Below are 16,417 nucleotides of genomic sequence, written 5' to 3' on the forward strand. Positions count from 1 at the left end.
AGTCGGCCAGCATCAGGGCGGCGGCGATGGCGACACCACCGAAGGCCACAAGTGAAAGGGTGCGACGTCGGGTCATGATCCGCCTGTTGTTCCAGATGTGGAAATCACCAGCCATAGCGAGGTTCCGTGAAGACGCGCTCGCGGGGCTGATCGCAATCCGGTCGTCCGGCGGCCTGCGCCCGTGCGCCCCGTGCTAACGCCGCCGATCACATCCGGAGCCCCCATGACACCCGCCCTGAAGCAGAAGATCATCGAAGTCTGCGACCGCAAGATCGCGCAAAAGGGCGAGGGCGTCGGCGTGTCCTTCTACGCCTTCTTCGCCAACCGCAACGACGACCCCGAACGGTTGATGGAAGCCGCCGAATGGTGGATCAGAACCCACCGCCTGGACCATTTCGAAAAGGCCGTGAAGGTGCGGGCGATGGTGATGGGGGAGGGGTGAAGGCTTGCCGGGTAGGGTCAGGTTGGTCGCAGGACGGTCGTATTTCCGAAAGTTCGTAGATTTCTTCCGACCTGTCGCGCCTGTCCTCGCTAAGCGACGCCTTTTCCATCGAGGTCGTCATGCCCACCAAGGCTTTCAACAACCGAACCCTCTTGATCGCAGGCGCGGCGTTTCTCGTCGTAGCAGGGGGAAGGCCCAGTGAAGCGCGGGTCCAAGACGCGTGTGCGATGAGCGGGCCAGCCAACTCGAACCTGGCTTGCGGGCAAGACGTCGCCGCGACTGGGGTCGCATCGACCGCCGTGGGGTCATATGCCGAGGGTAACGGCAACAATTCCAGTGCTTTCGGCGGAAGCGCTCGTGCTCAGGCTGGTGGCACAGCGCTGGGCTCTTATGCCCAAGCTGGAGAAGGAGCAACTGCCGGCGGTGTTGCAGCGGTCGCCAGTGGGGCCGGTTCCGTAGCGCTGGGCGCCGGCGCCTCGAGTACAGGACGACTCTCCACGGTAGTTGGCGGCAACAGCGCCGCTACCGGGACCGGAGGTTCGGCCTTCGGCAACGCCGCCAAGTCTGACGGCGCCTATGCCACGGCTCTGGGTGCTGATTCGATCGCAACGGGCATATACGCCACTGCCGTCGGCGCGGGGGCAGAGGCCAGTGCGCCTGAAGCTCTGGCTGTGGGCGCGCACTCTACCGCATCGGGCGACGCCTCGACGGCTGTGGGCATCAGTGCGGATGCTTCCGGGCGTTTGTCCACGGCCATGGGGGTCGCCGCCAGCGCTTCGGGCGAAAACAGCATCGCTCTGGGCGCTTTCAGCGAAGCGACTGAAGACAACACCGTTTCCTTCGGCAACACCACGGTCAAGCGTCGACTGATCAATCTCGCCGACGGCACCGCCGCTACGGACGCGGCGACGGTCGGTCAAATGAACGCGGCGGCGGCCCACACGCTGGCGGCTGCGAACACCTATGCCGACCAGGGCGACGTCCGCACTCTGAACGAGGCCAAGGCCTATACGGACAGCCAGATCGCGGCCATGGGCGGCGGGTCGAAGCAGATGCAGGAATATGCGGATTCCGGCACGGCCGCGGCCATCGCCGCAGCCTCGATCCCGCAGGCCTTTGCGCCGGGCGGCTCGATGCTGGGCGCGGGTCTGGGTCACTGGCGCGGCGAGACGGCCCTGTCGGTCGGCGGATCCTACATGCTGCCGTCGGGCCGTGTCGTCCTGCGCGGTAACGCCAGCATCGCCAATCGCGGCGGTTCGGGCGGCGGAGTTGGCGTGGGCATCGCCTTCTAGGCGGTTCCCCTGCCTGAAGGGTACTCAAGCCGGGCCCCGTCGCTTGACCGCGGCGGGGCCATTTCCTTGCGCGGAATCGCCATGGGTCGCGATCACCCGCAAGGGGTATGTATTTGACTTTAAAAGAAAATGGTGGCTGGAGGCGGGCTCGAACCGCCGACCTGTGGGTTATGAATCCACCGCTCTAACCAGCTGAGCTACCCAGCCTCCGACCGCGCGGCGTGTCTGTCGAAACAGGGGCTGCGCGGGAAGAGGCGTGCCTATATCGCCCGGCGCTGCCGGTTTCAAGCGACTCTTGGCGAAAGGCGTCACGCGGCGTGACAATCCGCCCCCTGTCCCGGCGGGAACGGCGTCGTCAACGTGGTCGTTCGAGCCGGAAGGCGAGGAGATATCAGATGCGGAAGATGGGTCTGGCGGGCGCTGTGGCGGCCCTGACGATGGCGGCGGCCTGCGGGGCCAACGGCGAAGGCACGCCTGCGACGCAGGCGACGGGCGCCCCGGTGGAGAGCCGCGCCGCCAACAATCCGGAGCAGAAGCCGGCCTTTGACGGCCAGACCCGCGCCCCGGGCGTGCGCACCGACCGGGCGCTGACGCACGACGTGATCGCCTCGAGACTGGAGCATCCGTGGGGTCTGGCGCAACTGCCGAACGGACGCTGGCTGGTGACCGAGAAGCCGGGGCGTTTGAGGATCGTCTGGCCCGAGGGGCGGATCAGCCCGGCGATCCAGGGCCTGCCGCCGGTCGATGCGCGCGGGCAGGGCGGGCTGCTGGACGTGGCGGTCGGTCCGACCTTCGCGCAGGACCGGATGATCTACTGGAGCTACGCCCAGCCGCGTGACGGAGGCAACGGCACCGCCGTGGCGCGCGGCAGGCTGTCGGACGACGAGACGCGGGTCGAGGCCGTGCAGGTCATCTTCCGCGCCCAGCCCACCTATGACGGGGACAAGCATTTCGGTTCGTCGCTGGCCTTTGCGCCGGACGGCACGCTGTTCATCACCCTGGGCGACCGGTCGGATCGGCCGATGCGGCCGCAAGCGCAGGATCTGGCCTCGCACATGGGCAAGACGATCCGCATCAACGCTGACGGCACGGTCCCGCCGGACAATCCGTTTGTCGGCCAGGCGGGCGCCCTGCCGGAAATCTGGAGCCTGGGCCACCGCAACATGCAGGGCATCGCCGTTCAGCCGGGCACGGGCGCCATCTGGACCATCGAGCACGGCACGCGCGGCGGGGACGAGGTCAATCTGGACAAGGCGGGGGCCAACTACGGCTGGCCCGGCGCGGCCTATGGGATCGAATATTCGGGCGGGGCCATCAATGCGGGCGCGACGGCTGCGGCTGGGACCGAGCAGCCGGTTTATTATTGGGACCCGGTCATCGCGCCGGGCGGCGCGACCTTCTACGACGGGGTCATGTTCCCGGGCTGGCGCGGAAACCTGCTGGTGGCGGGGCTGAAGGAAAAGCACATCGCCCGACTGGTGATCCGGAACGACCGCGTGGTCGGCGAAGAGCGGCTGCTGATCGACCTGGGCGAGCGCGTCCGCGACGTGGCGGTCGGCGCCGACGGTGCGGTCTGGGCCATCACGGACGAACAGGACGGCAAGCTGGTGCGGCTGGCGGCGGCGCAGTAGCGGCCGCCAGCCGGGATTTCAGCGCATCTCGCGGCCTTCGAAGCTGGCCGTCTTGTCGTCCATCGGCTCGTCGGCCAGGGCGAAGTCGGTGTCGTCGCCTTCGAAGGTGTGGGTCTCGGCCGGGATTTCCGGGTGCCCCTGCAACTCGGCCATGGCGGTCTGCTTTCGGGCCCGCATGCGATCGGCCAGGTCGTTCATGTCCAGGCCGGCGGCGCGGGCCTGGCTGAACATGCCTTCGGAGCGCATTTCCTCTTCCTTGACGTGGTGCTCGATCATCTCGGACAGCACCTTGACCTTGGCGTCGTAGAAGGCCTCGTCCGGGCCACCCGCCTCGATGTCGTTGATCAGCGTCTTGGCCGCGTCGTGCTCGACATAGGCCTCGTTCAGCATGTCTTCCTCGATCTGGCCGCGACAGGCCGGATAGAAGATCTCTTCCTCGATGATGGTGTGCACCTTCAGCTCAAGGCAGGCCTGTTCGGCCAGGGCCTGTTTGCGGTCCTTGCCGCGCGCCTTTTCGAAGGCGGCGAAGATGTCCTCCACCTTGCGGTGGTCGGCCTTCAGCATGGCGATGGCGTCCATCTCTTCGTAGGTCTGGGCCATGGGGCTCCCCTCTGTGTTGATGTTCGGATGGAGAAGCGCCGAGCCGTCGCCGCTGTTCCCAAGGTCAAGCCAGGTGCGAGTCGTTTGCGGGCTTGCAGGGCTCACGGTCGTTGTTACTTGACGTTGACGTAAACGTAGGGTTTCTGGCGGCGACCGCAGATTCCGTTCTCAAAGGAGACGCACCCCATGGCCGAGGCCTATATCTTCGACGCGGTGAGAACCGCACGCGGCAAGGGCAAGAAGGACGGCTCGCTGCACGAGATCACGGCCCTGAGCCTGGCCAGCCAGGTCCTGGAGGCGCTGCGGGATCGCAACAATCTGGACACGTCCCAGGTCGACGACGTCATCCTGGGCTGCGTGACGCCGGTGGGCGAGCAGGGCTCGGACGTGGCGCGCACGGCGGTGCTGGCCGCCGGCTGGTCGCAGGATACGGCGGGCGTTCAGGTCAACCGTTTCTGCGCCTCGGGCCTGGAAGCGGTGAACATGGCGGCGGCCAAGGTGAAGTCGGGCGAGGCCCGCATGGCCGTCGGCGGCGGCATCGAGGCCATGAGCCGCGTGCCGATGGGCAGCGACGGCGGCGCCTGGCCGACCGATCCGTCCTCGGCCTTCCCTACCTATTTCGTGCCGCAGGGCGTGTCGGCCGACATGATCGCCTCGAAATACGGGTTCAGCCGCGACGACGTGGATGCCTATTCGGTCGAAAGCCACAAGCGCGCCGCGCGCAGCTGGGCCGAGGGCCGGTTCAGGAATTCGGTGCTGGCGGTCAAGGACCAGCTGGGCCTGGTGCGTCTGGATCATGACGAGACGATCCGTCCCGGCACGGACATGCAGACCCTGGGCGGGCTGAAGGCCTCGTTCGAAATGATGGGGACCATGGGCTTCGACGCCGTGATCAACCAGCGCTACCCCGAGGTCGAGCGCGTCAATCACGTGCACACGCCGGGCAACAGCTCGGGCATCGTCGACGGGTCGGCGGGCGTGTTGATCGGCACCAAGGAAATGGGCGAGGCGCTGGGCCTGAAGCCGCGCGCGAAGATCCTGGGCGGCGCCTCGATCGGGTCTGAGCCGTCGATCATGCTGACGGGGCCGGAGCCGGTGACCCGCAAGCTGCTGGGCCGCCTGGGCATGTCGGTGGCCGACATCGATCTGTACGAACTGAACGAGGCCTTTGCCGCCGTCGTCCTGCGGTACATGCAGGCGCTGGAGATTCCGCACGACAAGATCAACGTCTGCGGCGGCGCCATCGCCATGGGCCACCCGCTGGGCGCCACCGGGGCGATGATCCTGGGCACGGTGCTGGACGAGCTGGAACGCTCGGACAAGTCTACGGCCCTGGCCACCCTGTGCATCGGCGGCGGCATGGGCACCGCCACCGTCATCGAACGCGTCTGAGCCGGGAGCGATAGGACATGGAAAACTTCAAGATCGACGTCGACGCCGACGGCATCGCCCTGGTCGTCTTCGACGTGCCGGGCAAGTCGATGAACACCCTGACCTCCTCGGTCATGGCCGAGCTGCCGCAGGTGGTGGAGCGGCTGAAGAGCGACGACGCCATCAAGGGCGCGGTCATCACCTCGGGCAAGGCGTCGGGCTTCTGCGCCGGGGCGGACCTTGGCGACATCGCCGGCGGCATGATCGGCGGCGCCAGCCTGGAAGACGCCTATGAGGCGGGCTGGAAGATGAACGGCGCCCTGCGCGCGCTGGAGACCTGCGGCAAGCCGGTGGCGGCGGCCATCAACGGCCTGGCGCTGGGCGGCGGTCTGGAACTGACGCTGGCCTGCCACTATCGCGTGGTCGAGAACGACAACAAGATCCAGCTGGGTCTGCCCGAGATCAAGGTCGGGCTGTTCCCCGGCGGCGGCGGCACCCAGCGGCTGACGCGCCTGATCGGCGTGCAGGCGGCGCTGATGGCGATGAGCGAGGGCAAGTCCTTCCGCCCCAATGACGCCAGGGGCGCGGGCGTGGTGCATGAGGTGGTTGAAAAGGGCCAGTCGGTCGAGGCGGCCAAGGCCTGGATCAAGGCGGGCGGCAAGGCGCAGCAGCCGTGGGACGACAAGGGCTTCAAACTGCCCGGCGGCGGTCCCTATCACCCGGCGGGCGCGCAGATCTTCATCATGGGTAACGCCCTGCTGCGCAAGCAGTCGTACGGCAACTATCCGGCCGTGCTGAACCTGATGAAGGCCGTCTATGAGGGCGTGCAGGTTCCGATCGACGCGGGTCTGCGGATCGAGACGCGCTACTTCATCAAGACCCTGATGACGCCGCAGGCGCAGGCGATGATCCGCAGCCTGTTCCTGTCGAAGCAGGAACTGGACAAGGGCGCCGTGCGTCCGGCGGGGGTGCCGAAGTCGGACCCGAAGAAGGTCACGGTCATCGGCGCCGGCATGATGGGCGCGGGCATCGCCTATGTGCAGGCCATGGCCGGTATCGAGACCATCCTGATCGATCAGACCCAGGAGGCGGCCGACAAGGGCAAGGCCCACGTCGAGGAGTTGCTGAAGAAGCGCCTGTCGCGCGGGCAACTGACCCAGGAAAAATTCGACGCCCTTCTGGCCTCGGTCACGGCGACGACCGACTATGACCTGATCAAGGGATCGGACCTGGTGGTCGAGGCGGTGTTCGAGAATCGCGAGATCAAGGCCGACGTGACCCGTCGCGCCGAGGCCCAGCTGACGCCGGGCGCGGTGTTCGGCTCGAACACCTCGACCCTGCCGATCTCGGGTCTGGCGGAGGCGTCGGTGCGTCCGGCCGACTTCATCGGCATCCACTTCTTCTCGCCGGTCGACAAGATGATGCTGGTCGAGATCATCATGGGAGAAAAGACCGGCGATGAGGCCCTGGCCAAGGCGCTGGACTATGTCCTGAAGATCAGGAAGACGCCGATCGTCGTGAATGACAGCCGCGGCTTCTACACCTCGCGCTGCTTCTCCACCTTCCTGATGGAAGGCATGGCGATGCTGGAGGAAGGCTATGCCCCCGCGCTGATCGACAACGTCGGCCGCATGACCGGCATGCCGCGCGGCCCGCTGGAGATGCACGACGACGTCGCGCTGGACCTGTCCTACAAGATCGCCAAACAGACGGCGATCGATCTGGGCGACAAATACGTCCCGGCCGAGGGCGCCGACATCGTCGCCAAAATGGTCGAGGGCGGGCGTTTCGGCCGCAAGAACGGCAAGGGCTTCTACGACTATGACACCAGGCCCAAGACCCTGTGGTCGGGCCTGGCCGAGCTGGCCCCGGTGACCAGAACCGAAGGCTTTGGTGAAAGCCCGGACGCCGCCGCCAACATCAAGGAGCTGAAGACGCGCCTGCTGTATCGCCAGGCCGTCGAGGTGGCGCGGTGCTGGGAAGAAGGCGTCATCGACGACCCGCGCGAGGCGGACCTGGGCGCCATCCTGGGCTGGGGCTTCGCGCCCTGGACAGGCGGGCCGATCACCCTGATCGACCAGACCGGCCTGGCGAAATTCGTCGAGACGGCTGACCGTCTGGCGGCGACCTACGGCGACCGGTTCAAGGTCCCGCAACTACTGCGCGACATGGCCGCCAAGGGCGAGACCTTCTACGTCAAATTCGCCCCGGCGAAGGCGGCATAACTCTGGCGCCATGACGAAATGACAGGGCGGGGCCGGGTGACCGGCTCCGCCCTTTTCACGTCAGATCATCTCCAGCGGCGTTTCCGTCGCAGGCGGCGGGAAGGCCTGATCCAGACGTTCGATGTCCTCGGCGTCGAACCGGATGTCCAGCGCGTCGGCGTTGGCCTGAACGTGTTCGACCGACGACGCCTTCGGAATAGCGATCACCCCGTCCTGACGCAGGACGGCGGCCAGGGCGATCTGGGCCGGGCTGGCGTCGTGGCGGTCGGCGATGTCCAATATCAGCGGATGGTCCAGCAGGCCGCCGCGCCCCAACGGCGAATAGGCCATCATCGGCATGTCCCGCGCCTGCATCCATGGCAGCAGGTCAAACTCCACCCCGCGCGAACCCAGGTTGTAGAGCAGCTGGTTGGTCATGCACTGGTCGCCGCCGTCCAGCGCATCCAGCGCCTGCATGGCCTTGAGGTCCAGATTACTGACGCCCCAGCGCAGGATCATCCCCTCGTCGACCAGCTCCTGAAAGGCGGCGATGGTCTCCTCCATCGGCACGCGGCCTTCCCAGTGCAGCAGATACAGGTCCAGCCGATCGACTCCCAGCCGTTCCAGCGACTTCTCGCAGGCCAGCATCATCTTCATTTCGGACGCGTTCTGGGGCAGCACCTTGGACACCAGGAAGACCTCGTCGCGGCGGCCCTGGATCACCTCGCCCACCAGCCGTTCGGCGCGGCCATCGCCGTACATTTCGGCCGTGTCGATCAGGGTCAGGCCCAGGTCGATGCCGCGGGCCAGCGCCTGCTGTTCGGCGTCGCGGCGGGCGGGGTCGTCGCCGATCTCCCACGTGCCTTGGCCGAGGGCGGGAACGGTCGTACCGTCGGAGAACTGGATCAGTCGGGTCATGGTCTCACAATGCCCGGCGGCCGATTCCGGCGCCAGAGCCAGATGCTGGAGTGCGCCCCATGCGATCTCGTCTCGTGAAGACCGACGGCCTGACCCAGCAGGTGCTGGAAGCGGGCGAGGGGCCGCTGGTGCTGCTGATCCACGGCTTTCCGGAACTGGGCGTCAGCTGGCGGGCGCAGGTGCAGGCGCTGGCCGATGCGGGATTCCACGCCGTGGCGCCGGACATGCGCGGCTATGGCGGAACGGACAGGCCGGACGGGGCGGGCGCCTATGCGATCCTGAATCTGGTCGGGGACATGGTCGATCTGGTCCGGGCGCTGGGCGAGACGCAGTGCGTCGTGGTGGGCCACGACTGGGGCGCGCCGGTCGCCTGGCATTGCGCCCTGACGCGGCCCGACCTGTTCCGGGCGGTGGCGGGCCTGTCGGTGCCGTTCCAGCCGCGCCGCCCGAACGGCCCCCCGACCCCGGCCATGGCGGCGATCAGCAAGCGGGCGGGGCTGGGCGACCTGTATATCAGTCGCTTCCAGGCGCCGGACGCCCACGAACCGTTCGACGCCGATCCGGCGGCGGCCCTGCGCAAGATGTTCTGGTCCTATGACGGGGCGACGCCTGCGACGCGCCAGTCGACCGGCTTTCTGGCGCCCGGCGTCGATCTGCTGGAAAGCATTTCGGACGAGGCTGTTCTGCCGCCGTGGATGAGCGCCGAGCATTTCGCCGAATACGTCGCCGCCTTCACTGCGGGCGGGTTTCGAGGGCCGGTGGACTGGTATCGCTGCCTGGACCTGAACTGGTCGTTGACGGCCTTCCTGCAGGACGCGCGCATCCGCCAGCCGTCGCTGTTCATCGTCGGCGAGAAGGATCCGGTGCGCCACTACGCCGGGCCACACGAGGCGGGGCTGAAGGACTGGCTGACCGACCTGCGCGGCCAGCACGTCCTGCCCGTCGCGGGGCACTGGCTGCAGCAGGAGCGCCCGGATCAGGTGAACGCCCTGCTGCTGGCGTTCCTGGGCGGGCTCTAGGCGGTCATCGCCGCCGCCGTGATCTCCAGGCTGCGGATGCGGGCGGCGGGGTCGAAGATCATGCCGGTGACCATCAGCTCGTCGACGCCGGTCAGGGCGATGAAGTCGGCCAGTTGGCGGCGGACGGTGTCCGGGCCGCCGATGGCGGAATGCTGCAGCCGGCTGCGCACCGCCGCCTGTTCCTGGGCGGACAGGACGGCGTCGATGTCCGCGACCGGCGGCTGCAACAGGCCGGGACGGCCGCGCACCACGGCGGCGAAGGCCTGCTGCATCGAGGTGGAGACGACGCGCGCTTCCTCGTCCGTGTCGGCGGCGAAGACGTTGATGACGGCCATGGCGTGGGGCCGGTCCAACTGCTCGGACGGGCGGAAGCCGTCGCGATAGATGCGCAGCGCCTGCAACAGCATCTCGGGCGCGAAATGCGAGGCGAAGGCGTAGGGCAGGCCCAGTTGGGCGGCCAGTTCGGCGCTGAACAGGCTGGAGCCCAGCAGCCAGATCGGCACGCGTGACCCCGCGCCCGGCACGGCGCGGACGCGCTGCCCCTCGACCGCCGGCGCCAGGAAGGCCTGAAGCTCAAGCACGTCGCGGGGGAACTGGTCGGCGGCGTCGAAATAGCGGCGCAGGGCGCGGGCGGTCTCGCCGTCCGTGCCCGGCGCGCGGCCCAGGCCCAGGTCGATGCGGCCGGGATGCAGCGCCTCCAGCGTGCCGAACTGTTCGGCGATCACCAGTGGTGCGTGGTTGGGCAGCATGACCCCGCCCGAGCCGACGCGGATGGTCGAGGTGCCCGCCGCGACGTGGCCGATCACCAGCGGTGTCGCCGCGCTGGCGATACCTGGCATGTTGTGATGCTCGGCCAGCCAGAAGCGGGTGAAGCCCAGCCGCTCGGCCGTCTGGGCCAGGGCGAGCGAGGCGTCCAGCGATTGACGGACGTCGCCGCCCTGGACGACGGGGGACAGGTCGAGCACGGAAAAGGGGATCATGCCCTTTAGATCGGGCGTGACCCGCTCCGTTCAAGGGCCATTAGGTCGCGGGACGGGCCTTCATCTGCGCCTCGGCCGCCGCCACGGCGCCGGGCAGGGCGGCGGTCAGGCGGGCGATGCGGTTGCGCGGGCCGTCGTTGTCGCGGAAGCCGACCAGCACCTCGGGCGCGATGCCGCCGACCTCATTGGTCCCGTCGGCGCGCAGGCGGGCGCAGTTGGGCAGGCGCAGGCGCGCGCCGCTGTGGGTCAGCACCGTCTCGATCTCTCCGCGCGCATGGCCGCAGCCGGCCCCGCGCGTGGGCGAACCGACGATGACGGCGGCGGTGTTGTCTTGCAGCACGGCGGCGAATTCCTCGGCGGCCGAGGCGGTGGCGCCGTCCACCAGAACCATCAGCGGCCCGGTCCAGACGCCCGGCTCGAACCGGTAGGTCAGGGGGGTGAACACCTCGGCGGCCCACGGCTTGCCGATGATCGCCGGGTCCAGCTCGGCCAGCGGGCCGGTGGCGTACAGCGGGGCGGTGGTCAGCCAGGCGCAGTCGGACCTGGCCCCCGGCGTGAACCAGGGGGCCGGATCGCAGGGAGCGGCGGCTTCCTGACGGGCCTGGGCGAAGACGGCGCGATAGCCGTCCAGCCGGGCGCGGTCGGCGCGCGACTGGCCGCGCCCGGCCTCAAGCAGACGCTGTTCGTCGGCCTTGAAATTCTCGACCCAATGCGGATGACGGGGGAAGCCGACGCGGGCCGACTTCAGCCGGATCGGGCTGAACAGACGCACAGCCACCTCGGTCCATTCCGAACCGCCGCCGTTGCCGGCCAGATCGACCAGCAGGGTTTGAGCCCCCGCGTCGCGCAGGCCGCGGATGCGGGCGGTCAGGTCTTCGGTCACCCGGTCCACCGCCATGACGCGCAGCGAGTCCAGGCAGTCGTCGTCGCAGGGTTCGTTGGCCGGGCGGCTGAAGGCGGCGAAGGCGGCGGCGCAGGCCTGGGGATGGGCGTAGGCCGACATCTGGGCGATGCGGATGACGCCGACCTTGCGGCCGTCGATCTCGACGATTCCGGCGGCAAAGCCGCTGTCGCCCTCAAGCGGTTGATAGCCGGGCAGGCGGGTGGCGACGGCCTGGCCGTCACGTCCGTCGGCCTTGAAGCCCAGAATGTCACAAGGCGGGCGCGTGTCGGGGCCGGACGCCCCGGCCGAAGCGGCGGCGCCGCCGGTTGGCCAGACGAAGTCGACGTGGCCGTCGCCGAGGTATTTTTCCAGCCGTTCGAACACCTCGCGCGCGTCGGCGTCGCTGCGTGCCATGCGCAGGCGCTGTTCGCCGACCTGGAACAGCTGGCCCAGCGGGGCCTCGCGTTCGTTCACCGCCCAGTCGAGATTGGCGTAGTGCGATCCCATGGCGTCGCGCACCTGATGCAGGTCGGCGACCCAGCCGTCGGCGTCGAAGGCGGGCGCGGCGGGGGTCTGGGCCAGCGCCGGGGCGGCGAGGACGGTCAGGGCGGCGGCGATGGCGAGACGCATGGCGAAGGCTCCGTATGTTCAGCGCCGTCGTGCCGCGTATCGAAAAGCGCCGCTATTTAATCCTGCGTAATGCGACGAGGGATCGACAAAGCCGTCAGGGATAGCTGACGACCGGGGCGGGCGGCGGCTCGTCCGGCAGGGGGATGAACTCCAGCGCGTCGTCGGTCGGCAGGCTCATCCGACCGGCCTTCCAGTCGGCCTTGGCCTGGTCCATCCGGGCCTGGCTGGAGGCGACGAAATTCCACCAGATCAGCCGCTCGCCCACCGGTTCGCCGCCCAGGGCCATGACGGTGGACGGGCGCAGGGCGCGCACGGTCGGCTCGGCCTCGGGCGACAGGACGATCATCTGGCCTTCGTGGAAGACGCGGTCGCCGACCTCGATCTCGCCCTTCGCGACGAACAGGGCGCGCTCGCTCATGCCGCCCTGGCCCCGGCCGGGCGGCGGGGCGGTGCGCACGCCCTCGGCCAGTTCCCAGTGCAGATAGAACAGGGGCGACGACACCGGCGTCCCGGCCTTGGCGCCATAGGCCTCGCCCGCCACAAGGCGCGCGAACAGGCCGCCGTTCTCATAGGCGGGCTGGGCGTCCTCGCCCAGGTGGGTGAAGGAGGGGGCGGTCTCCTCGTCCTCGGTCGGCAGGGCGATCCAGGCCTGCATGCCGTGCATCGGTCCGCCCTGGCTCTTTTTCAGCGGGTCGGTGCGTTCGGAATGGACGATGCCCTTGCCGGCGGTCATCCAGTTCACCTCGCCGGGGCGGATCGGCTGGGTGTAGCCCAGATTGTCCCGGTGCATGATCTCGCCCTCGAACAGATAGGTCAGGGTCGACAGGCCGATGTGCGGGTGCGGCCGCACATTGATGGCGTCGGCGCCGGGCGCAAACTCGGCCGGGCCCATCTGATCCAGGAAGATGAAGGGGCCGACCATGCGGCGCGAATGGAAGGGCAGCACCCGCCCCACCTCGAATCCGCCCAGATCCTTGCGGCGGGCGTCGATCACCATTTCGATCATGTGCAGGGTCCTTGGGCGAAACGGTCGCCGGTTATCCGACGTGAGGCGTCACGATGCCGAGGGGCAGGGCGGTCACATTCTTTACGCCGCGGGTGACGATGTGGCTCTCGCAGTCCGAGACGATGCCGAGCGTCAGCAGCTTGTCGCGCAGGAATTTGTCGAAGGCGTGCATGTCGGAGGTGATGATCCGCAGCACATAATCCTCGCGCCCCGTAATGGTCGCGCACTGGACCACTTCGGGCCAGTTGGAGACGGCGCTTTCGAAGACGTCCAGGTTTTCACGCGTAGGCAGGCTCAGCTTGACGATGGCGTAGACTTCGAAGTCCAGGCCCAGTTTCGCCGCATCCAGCAGCGTGACCCGCTTGCGGATCAGGCCAGAGTCCTCCAGTCTCTTGATCCGGCGCCAGCACGGCGAGGCTGACAGGCCCACCCGATCGGCGACCTCCGCGACCGACAGGCCTGCGTCCTGTTGCAGGATGTCGAGGATGCGAGCGTCGATGGGATCAAGATCATCAGCCAAAGGCGTTTCTCCAAAAGCGCATTTTGCGCAATAAAATACCCCAATTGGACGTTTGGCAAGGGTATTTTTGGGAAGGCCAACAGACGGGGGCCATGCTATTCCCTCGCCACGAGGAAACGCGGACGGATCAACCGGACGGGACGCATGATGAAGAATACGCCCACCCTTTCGCTGCGCGTGCCGGAGCCTTCGGGCCGTCCGGGCGATGCGCCTGACTTCAGCCACCTGAAACTGGATGCGCCCGGCGCCGTCGAACGGCCCGAGGTGTCAACCGCGCCCTATGACATGCGTGACATGGCGTTCCGCCTGGTTCGGGTGCTGGATGACGCGGGCCAGGCCGTCGGTCCGTGGAACCCGAAGCTGGACCCCGAAACGCTGCGTCGTGGCCTGAAGGCCATGATCCTGACGCGCGCCTTCGACGACCGGATGCACCGCGCCCACCGCCAGGGCAAGACCAGCTTCTATATGAAGTGCACGGGCGAAGAGGCCATCGCCGTCGCCCAGGGCATGATCCTGGGCCGCGAAGACATGGGCTTCCCGACCTATCGCCAGCAGGGGCTGCTGATCGCCCGCGGCTATCCGCTGGTCGACATGATGAACCAGATCTATTCGAACGCCAGCGACCCGATCAAAGGCCGCCAGCTGCCGATCATGTATTCGAGCCGCGACTATGGCTTCTTCACCATCAGCGGCAATCTGGGCACCCAGGTGCCGCAGGCCGTCGGCTGGGCCATGGCCAGCGCCTACAAGGGCGACGACAAGATCGCCATCAGCTGGATCGGTGACGGCGCCACGGCGGAAGGCGACTTCCACAACGCCCTGACCTTCGCCGCCGTTTATCGCGCGCCGGTGATCCTGAACGTCGTCAACAACCAGTGGGCCATTTCGTCCTTCATGGGCATCGCGGGGGGTCTGGAGACGACCTTTGCGTCCAAGGCCATCGGTTACGGCCTGCCGGCGCTGCGGGTGGACGGTAACGACTTCCTGGCCGTCTGGGCCGCGACCCAGTGGGCCGAGGAGCGCGCGCGGACGAACCAGGGCGCGACGGTGATCGAGCTGTTCACCTATCGCGGCGCCCCGCACTCGACCTCGGACGATCCTAGCCGCTACCGCCCCGGCGACGAGCAGGAGAAATGGCCGCTGGGCGATCCGGTCGCCCGCCTGAAGCAGCACCTGATCGCCCTTGGCGAATGGTCGGACGAGCAGCAGGAAGCGGCCGAAAAGGACGCCGTCGAACAGGTGCGCGCCGCCGGCAAGGAATCCGAAGCCATCGGCACCCTGGGCCAGTCGCGCCCCAGCGTGAAGACGATGTTCGAGGAAGTCTTCGCCACCGAAGACTGGCGCATCACCGAGCAACGTCGCGAGGTGGGCGTATGAGCCCCCGTTTCCGCAAGATCGCCTTCTACGCCGCTGTCGCACTCCTTCCGATCGTGGCGATTGTCAGCCTTCTGGTGAACCGATGAGCGCGCAAACCACCTTCACGGACGCAGACCGCAACGACGGCATCGAGCCGGACATGGTCGATCAGAACAACGCCCCGAAGTCGGAGGCGCCCTCGAACGGCGTCGTGCCGATGAACATGATTCAGGCGCTGAACTCGGCCATCGACACCAAGATGGCCGAGGATCCGAATGTCCTGTCGTTCGGCGAGGACGCGGGCTATTTCGGCGGCGTTTTCCGCGTCACCGACCAGCTGCAGCAAAAGCATGGCCTGACCCGCAGCTTCGACGCCCCGATCAGCGAATGCGGCATCGTCGCCGCCGCCATCGGCATGGGCGCCTATGGCCTGCGCCCGGTCGTCGAGATCCAGTTCGCGGACTATATCTATCCCGCCTACGACCAGATCGTGTCGGAAGCGGCCAAGCTGCGCTATCGCTCGGCCGGGATGTTCACCAGCCCGATCACGGTGCGCTCGCCCTATGGCGGCGGGATCTTCGGCGGCCAGACGCACAGCCAGTCGCCGGAAAGCCTGTTCACCCACATCGCGGGGCTGAAGGTGGTGATCCCGTCCAACCCCTATGACGCCAAGGGTCTGCTGACCGCGGCGATCGAGGACGACGATCCGGTCATCTTCTTCGAGCCCAAACGCCTCTACAACGGCCCCTTCGACGGCTGGCACGAGAAGCCGGTCAGCCCGTGGAAGGCGCAGGAGCTGGCCCAGGTCCCGACCGGTAAATACGCCCTGCCCATCGGCAAGGCGCGGGTGATGAAGGAAGGCGCCGACGTCACCATTCTGGCCTACGGGACCATGGTGTGGGTGTCGCTGGCGGGGGCCGAACATGCGGGCGTGGACGCCGAGGTGATCGACCTGCGCACCCTGGTGCCGCTGGATATCGAGACGATCGAGGCCAGCGTCAGGAAGACCGGCCGCTGCGTCATCGTGCACGAGGCGCCGAAAACATCGGGCTTCGGCGCCGAGCTGTCGGCGCTGGTGCAGGAGCGCTGCTTCTATCATCTGGAGGCGCCGATCGCGCGCGTGACGGGGTGGGACACGCCCTATCCGCACGCCTTCGAGTGGGAATATTTCCCCGGCCCGCAACGCGTGGCCGACGCCCTGAAAGCCGTCATGTCGGGAGGCCGCTGAGATGGGTCGTTTCGTCTTCAAGCTGCCCGACGTGGGCGAAGGCACCGCCGAGGCCGAGCTGGTCGCCTGGCACGTCGCGGTCGGGGATGTGGTCGAGGAAGACCAGATCGTCGCCGATGTCATGACCGACAAGGCGACGGTGGAGATCACCGCGCCGGTCAGCGGCAAGGTCATCGCCATTCACGGCGAACCGGGCCAGATGATCCCGGTGCGCGGCCCGCTGGTCGAGTTCGAGGTCGAGGGCGCGGGGAATGCCGCTGAAGCTCCCTTCCCCCTCGATGGGGGAAGGGCTGGGGATGGGGGTGAAGCCGCGTCCGTATCGAGCGCTGCGGTTGAA

Annotated in this window: 15 protein-coding genes and 1 tRNA gene; 9 read left to right on the plus strand and 7 right to left on the minus strand. The window is 67.8% G+C overall.

Annotated features, from left to right (window positions below; genetic code table 11):
* Positions 1-223 precede the first annotated feature (223 nt).
* On the plus strand, positions 224-442 hold the full coding sequence (locus EON91_RS11595) for a DUF6500 family protein (RefSeq protein WP_292094895.1): 219 nt from the start codon (positions 224-226) through the stop codon (positions 440-442).
* Positions 443-669: 227 nt separating this feature from the next.
* Positions 670-1,734 (plus strand): YadA-like family protein, encoded by a 1,065-nt coding sequence (locus tag EON91_RS14695; protein WP_366250349.1) that lies wholly within the window; start codon positions 670-672, stop codon positions 1,732-1,734.
* A gap of 130 nt (positions 1,735-1,864) precedes the next feature.
* On the opposite strand, the gene EON91_RS11605 is transcribed toward EON91_RS14695, so the two are convergent.
* Positions 1,865-1,941: transfer RNA gene (locus EON91_RS11605), tRNA-Met, on the minus strand.
* Positions 1,942-2,129: 188 nt separating this feature from the next.
* Between EON91_RS11605 and EON91_RS11610 the strand changes: the two genes are divergently transcribed.
* Positions 2,130-3,365, plus strand: a complete 1,236-nt coding sequence (locus tag EON91_RS11610) for a PQQ-dependent sugar dehydrogenase (RefSeq protein WP_292094900.1) — start codon at positions 2,130-2,132, stop codon at positions 3,363-3,365.
* An 18-nt stretch (positions 3,366-3,383) separates the two neighbouring features.
* Here the strand turns inward: EON91_RS11610 and EON91_RS11615 are convergent, their stop codons facing one another.
* A complete protein-coding gene (locus EON91_RS11615; protein WP_292094902.1) occupies positions 3,384-3,965 on the minus strand; it encodes a hemerythrin domain-containing protein in 582 nt (193 codons plus the stop codon).
* Positions 3,966-4,151: 186 nt separating this feature from the next.
* Here EON91_RS11615 and EON91_RS11620 point away from each other — a divergent pair, with 186 nt between their 5' ends.
* Entirely contained in the window at positions 4,152-5,357 is a 1,206-nt protein-coding gene (locus EON91_RS11620; RefSeq protein WP_292094904.1) for an acetyl-CoA C-acetyltransferase, read from the plus strand.
* A gap of 17 nt (positions 5,358-5,374) precedes the next feature.
* Positions 5,375-7,561 (plus strand): 3-hydroxyacyl-CoA dehydrogenase NAD-binding domain-containing protein, encoded by a 2,187-nt coding sequence (locus EON91_RS11625; protein ID WP_292094906.1) that lies wholly within the window; start codon positions 5,375-5,377, stop codon positions 7,559-7,561.
* A 60-nt stretch (positions 7,562-7,621) separates the two neighbouring features.
* Here the strand turns inward: EON91_RS11625 and EON91_RS11630 are convergent, their stop codons facing one another.
* Positions 7,622-8,458 (minus strand): aldo/keto reductase, encoded by an 837-nt coding sequence (locus EON91_RS11630; RefSeq protein ID WP_292094908.1) that lies wholly within the window; start codon positions 8,456-8,458, stop codon positions 7,622-7,624.
* 59 nt (positions 8,459-8,517) lie between these two features.
* Here EON91_RS11630 and EON91_RS11635 point away from each other — a divergent pair, with 59 nt between their 5' ends.
* Complete coding sequence (locus EON91_RS11635; protein WP_292094910.1) at positions 8,518-9,477, plus strand: alpha/beta hydrolase; 960 nt, start codon at positions 8,518-8,520, stop codon at positions 9,475-9,477.
* Here the strand turns inward: EON91_RS11635 and EON91_RS11640 are convergent.
* The 4 genes from EON91_RS11640 to EON91_RS11655 form a co-directional block, all read right to left on the minus strand.
* A complete protein-coding gene (locus tag EON91_RS11640) occupies positions 9,474-10,457 on the minus strand; it encodes an LLM class flavin-dependent oxidoreductase (protein WP_292094912.1) in 984 nt (327 codons plus the stop codon). The two genes, EON91_RS11635 and EON91_RS11640, sit on opposite strands and share 4 nt — an antisense overlap.
* 40 nt (positions 10,458-10,497) lie before the next feature.
* Positions 10,498-11,970: a S41 family peptidase gene (locus EON91_RS11645; protein WP_292094915.1), complete on the minus strand. Its 1,473-nt coding sequence runs from the start codon at positions 11,968-11,970 to the stop codon at positions 10,498-10,500.
* Positions 11,971-12,064: 94 nt separating this feature from the next.
* Positions 12,065-12,976: a pirin family protein gene (locus EON91_RS11650; RefSeq protein ID WP_292094916.1), complete on the minus strand. Its 912-nt coding sequence runs from the start codon at positions 12,974-12,976 to the stop codon at positions 12,065-12,067.
* Between the two features lie 31 nt (positions 12,977-13,007).
* Entirely contained in the window at positions 13,008-13,496 is a 489-nt protein-coding gene (locus EON91_RS11655; protein ID WP_292094918.1) for an Lrp/AsnC family transcriptional regulator, read from the minus strand.
* 144 nt (positions 13,497-13,640) lie between these two features.
* Here EON91_RS11655 and EON91_RS11660 point away from each other — a divergent pair, with 144 nt between their 5' ends.
* From EON91_RS11660 to EON91_RS11670, 3 genes are all read left to right on the plus strand, one after another.
* Positions 13,641-14,873, plus strand: a complete 1,233-nt coding sequence (locus tag EON91_RS11660; RefSeq protein WP_292094920.1) for a 3-methyl-2-oxobutanoate dehydrogenase (2-methylpropanoyl-transferring) subunit alpha — start codon at positions 13,641-13,643, stop codon at positions 14,871-14,873.
* Positions 14,874-15,012: 139 nt separating this feature from the next.
* A complete protein-coding gene (locus EON91_RS11665) occupies positions 15,013-16,080 on the plus strand; it encodes an alpha-ketoacid dehydrogenase subunit beta (protein WP_366250354.1) in 1,068 nt (355 codons plus the stop codon).
* 1 nt (position 16,081) lies between these two features.
* Positions 16,082-16,417 (plus strand): biotin/lipoyl-containing protein (locus tag EON91_RS11670; RefSeq protein WP_292094924.1); only part of this gene is annotated, 336 nt, incomplete at its 3' end.

The organism is Brevundimonas sp., assembly GCF_004210735.1.
Classification (GTDB): Bacteria; Pseudomonadota; Alphaproteobacteria; order Caulobacterales; family Caulobacteraceae; genus Brevundimonas.